At 51.2% G+C, this 3,830-nt stretch carries 3 protein-coding genes and 1 pseudogene; 2 read left to right on the forward strand and 2 right to left on the reverse strand.

The window, feature by feature from the left end:
- Positions 1-29: 29 nt before the first annotated feature.
- A complete protein-coding gene (locus tag D3F01_RS15695; protein WP_242889603.1) occupies positions 30-2,384 on the reverse strand; it encodes a heavy metal translocating P-type ATPase in 2,355 nt (784 codons plus the stop codon).
- 73 nt (positions 2,385-2,457) lie between these two features.
- Positions 2,458-2,814: a metalloregulator ArsR/SmtB family transcription factor gene (locus D3F01_RS15700; protein ID WP_156062438.1), complete on the reverse strand. Its 357-nt coding sequence runs from the start codon at positions 2,812-2,814 to the stop codon at positions 2,458-2,460.
- Positions 2,815-3,046: 232 nt separating this feature from the next.
- On the opposite strand from D3F01_RS15700, the gene D3F01_RS15705 reads away from it, so the two are divergent.
- Positions 3,047-3,574 carry a hypothetical protein gene (locus tag D3F01_RS15705; protein ID WP_005935827.1) on the forward strand — a complete coding sequence of 176 codons (528 nt, stop codon included), beginning with the start codon at positions 3,047-3,049 and terminating at the stop codon, positions 3,572-3,574.
- Positions 3,562-3,830: pseudogene (locus D3F01_RS15710) on the forward strand (pilus assembly protein PilX); the annotation flags it as partial. The gene D3F01_RS15705 and the pseudogene D3F01_RS15710, both read left to right, overlap by 13 nt.

Below are 3,830 nucleotides of genomic sequence, written 5' to 3' on the forward strand. Positions count from 1 at the left end.
GGTGGGCGCACCCTGTTTTTTGTTTGTGCTTATTTCTTCAGAATCCGCATTGCGTTCAGAACAGCGATGATCGTGACACCCACATCACCGAACACGGCTTCCCACATACCGGCCATGCCGAGTGCGCCCAGAACAAGGAACACGCTCTTGATGCCAAGAGCAATCACGATGTTCTGCATCACAATCCGTTTCGTAGCCTTTGCAACATCAATGGCTTCTACAAGTTTCGATGGTTCATCTGTCATCAGAACAACATCCGCAGCTTCAATCGCGGCATCCGAGCCAAGACCTCCCATGGCAATGCCGACATCTGCACGGGCAAGGACGGGGGCATCGTTGATGCCATCGCCCACAAAGGCGAGCTTGCTGCCCTGCCGTTTCTGCTTATCCAGCATTTCCAGCTTTTCGACCTTCTGGTCGGGCAAGAGCTGTGCATAATACGCATCCAGACCAAGTTCGTCTGCCACCGACTTGCCGATTCGCTCATCATCGCCGGTGAGCATAACAGTTTTTTCCACGCCGATTTTTTTCAGCTCTGCGATTGCGCGGTTGCTGTCCGGTTTCACCTCATCTGCAATCAGGATACAGCCTACATAGCTGCCATCCGCTGCTACATAGACCTTTGTTCCGGCTGCATCGCAAGCAGAATAGGCAATCTTTTCAGATTCCATCAGCTTACTATTGCCAGCCAGCACCTTCTTTCCCTGCACCATAACACTGATGCCATGTCCAGAGATTTCCTCAAAGCCAGAGAACTGCTTCTGGTCGATCGACTTTCCATAAGCTGCAAGAATCGACTTTGCAATCGGGTGGTTGGAATAACTCTCTGCCTGTGCAGCATACTCCAATACCTGCTCTTTCTGGTATCCGGCTGCCGGAATGATATTTGCGACCTCAAAAACACCTTTTGTCAAGGTGCCGGTCTTATCAAAGACCACCACGCTCACTTTGTTCAGTGCCTCCAGATAGTTGCTGCCCTTTACCAGCACACCGCGCTTGGATGCAGCACCGATACCACCGAAGAAGGTCAGGGGAATGGAAATGACCAATGCACACGGGCAGGAAACGATCAGGAACACAAAACCTCTGCGCAGCCACTCAGACCAGCCGCCACCAAGGACGAGCGGCGGAATGATCGCCAACACAGCCGCCATTCCAACAACGACCGGCGTATAGTATCGTGCAAAGGTCGTGATGAAGTTCTCGGTAGGAGCTTTTCTTGCGGAGGCATTCTCCACAAGGTCAATGATCTTCGACACTGTGGATTCCCCGAAGCTCTTTGTGACTTTCAGCGTCAGCAAACCGCTCTGGTTGATGCAGCCGGACAGGGCTTCATCGCCTTTGCGGATGCTTCTCGGCACAGATTCGCCGGTCAGTGCCTTGGTGTCCAGCATGGATTCGCCATCCACAACGATGCCATCCAGCGGGATTTTTTCACCGGGTTTTACCACGATGATCTCGCCCACCGCAACGCTTTCCGGAGAAACGACCTGCAATACGCCATTCCGCTTAACGGTCGCCGAATCCGGACGGATGTCCATAAGGTCAGAGATGGACTTTCTGGAACGCTTTACCGCCAGCGACTGGAAGAACTCTCCGACCTGATAGAACAGCATAACTGCAACAGCTTCCGGGTATTCCCCGATGGCAAATGCGCCGATCGTGGAAACACTCATCAGGAAATGCTCGTCAAACACCTGTCCTCTGGTGATATTTTTCACTGCCTGCCATACGACATCCCAGCCAAGAATCACATACGCCACAATCAGAAACGCCAGTTCCGCCAGAGTCGGCAGCTTTGCGAATACGGTCAATGCCATACCGATTGCATAGACCACAGCACCCACGGCAAGCCGTATCGTGCGCTTCTTATCCTCATCGTTATAGACCGCCGCTTTTTCATCCTTTTTGACAGGTGCAGTCGCTTCCAGCTGCTTTTCCGACACTTCAACATCCGGCTCATGGCTGTGTACGATCGTGGTAACGGTATCCAGCAAGGAAGCAGCTACCGATGTTCCAGCCTGAACAGTCAGCGTCTGGTTCATCAGATTCACGGTCGAAGAAGTCACGCCATCCAGCTCACCGACTTCTTTCTCGATCTTTGCTGAGCAGTTCGGGCAGTCCAGACCTTTCAGGAGATAGACTTTCGTCACCGCAGGTTCGGTCTTTTCCGACACCTCAACATCCGGTTCATGGCTGTGAACGATCGTTTCGACCTGTTCCGCCAGTGTTGCATCCGCAGACTTTTCTGACTGAACGGTCAGTGTCTGCTGCATTAAATTCACAACCGAGGATTCCACTCCCGGCAATGCTCCGACCTCTTTTTCTATCTTGGCGGAACAATTCGAGCAATCCAGACCTTTCAGGATGAATACTCTTTTCATTTTGACCTCCACTACGTTTTCTTAATTGTTCAATCGCTCAACTTAAAAGACAAAAAGATAATCGCTTGCGCGATCATCCTCTTAAATGCTCAAATCCCTTGTCGATGATCTCCTTTACATGCTCATCCGCCAGCGAATAATACACGATCTGGGCCTCTCTGCGGAATTTGACCAGTCCGGCAAGCCGGAGTGCTTTCAGCTGGTGAGAGATCGCCGATTTGGTGACGCCCAGCAGAACCGCAAGGTCGCATACACACATCTCGCTCTGTTCCAGAGCATGAAGGATCTGCACTCTTGTGCCATCTCCGAACAGCTTGAAAAGCGATGCAAGCTGGATGTAGTCGTCTTTCGGCTGCATTTTGCCTTTTACATCGTTCACGATGTCCTCATGGATCACATCGCAATTACAGGTGTATAAAGAATTTAACATCAGACGTTCTCCTTGTTTTGTAGTTGAACAACCGTTCAATCATATTATATCTGCTTTTCCTCCGTTGTCAAGAGGAAAAGTTAGCATCTGCTTCCTGCGATTTGTCGTCTAACAGACCTTGACAGCCTCCTTATTTCGCATACAATATAGTTGAGCGTTTACTCAACTGCCGTATTTTGCGCAGAAGATTTTTCATTTGAACAACCATGCAATAAATAAAAGAGGTCTGCCTGTGAAAGGAAAATTCATCACTCTGGTTCTGACATTGGGATTTCTTGCCGCGTTTGGCGTATTTATGCACTCGCCGCCCTCTATTCTGGATGGGCTGACCGGTGCGACCCCGAAAGCGAAACGTGCCGCACAGATGGCCGCACCGCTGGAGGGCAACTATCTGTTCTGCATCAACCCTGCGCTGGAACCGTTTTCCGATGCGGATTTCCGGAATGATCTGAAAGCATTTGTTTCCGGTGAGACAGAAGTCCTTTCCGATGCCGGACTGCCGCACATGACGCTTTCGGTCTGCGAAACAGACTATCCCTTGCTTTGCTATGCAACGGCTCTTTGTGAACGCCTGACTGCTGCCGGAGCAGATGTCACGTTGAAGCAGTACAGCGAAACCATGCTGCGTTCCCGTGCAATCAATGGGCGGTATCAACTGCTGCTGGTTTCGGAAAATACGCTTGATGCAACAGCATTGCCGGATGCAGACATCCTTCTGCTCTCCGCAGAAGAAATGGAGGACCCCTCATGCGAAAACTGAACACCATTCTCTCCGTTCTGCTACTTTTCATCTGTCTGCTTCATGGGCTGATGGGCAGTTTTATGTTGCTGGGCATCAGTTCCGGGGCAGGAAAGTTTCTGGCATGGATCGGCGTTGGCATTCTGGCGGCGCACACCGTCCTTGGTCTTTTGCTGACCGCACAGACATTCCGGGCTTCCCGGTCCGGCGGAAAACTCTACGGAAAGCAGAATGCTCTGTTCTGGGCAAGGCGCACCAGTGGGCTTGCTATTTTGCT

Origin of the sequence: Faecalibacterium sp. BCRC 81149 (assembly GCF_022750605.1) — a bacterium.
Lineage (GTDB): Bacteria > Bacillota > Clostridia > Oscillospirales > Ruminococcaceae > Faecalibacterium > Faecalibacterium duncaniae.

Bases quoted from the DNA above. Each gene is read 5' to 3' on its own strand.
- D3F01_RS15695 (WP_242889603.1), bottom strand. From the start codon at position 2,384: ATGAAAAGAGTATTCATCCTGAAAGGTCTGGATTGCTCGAATTGTTCC.
- D3F01_RS15700 (WP_156062438.1), bottom strand. From the start codon at position 2,814: ATGTTAAATTCTTTATACACCTGTAATTGCGATGTGATCCATGAGGAC.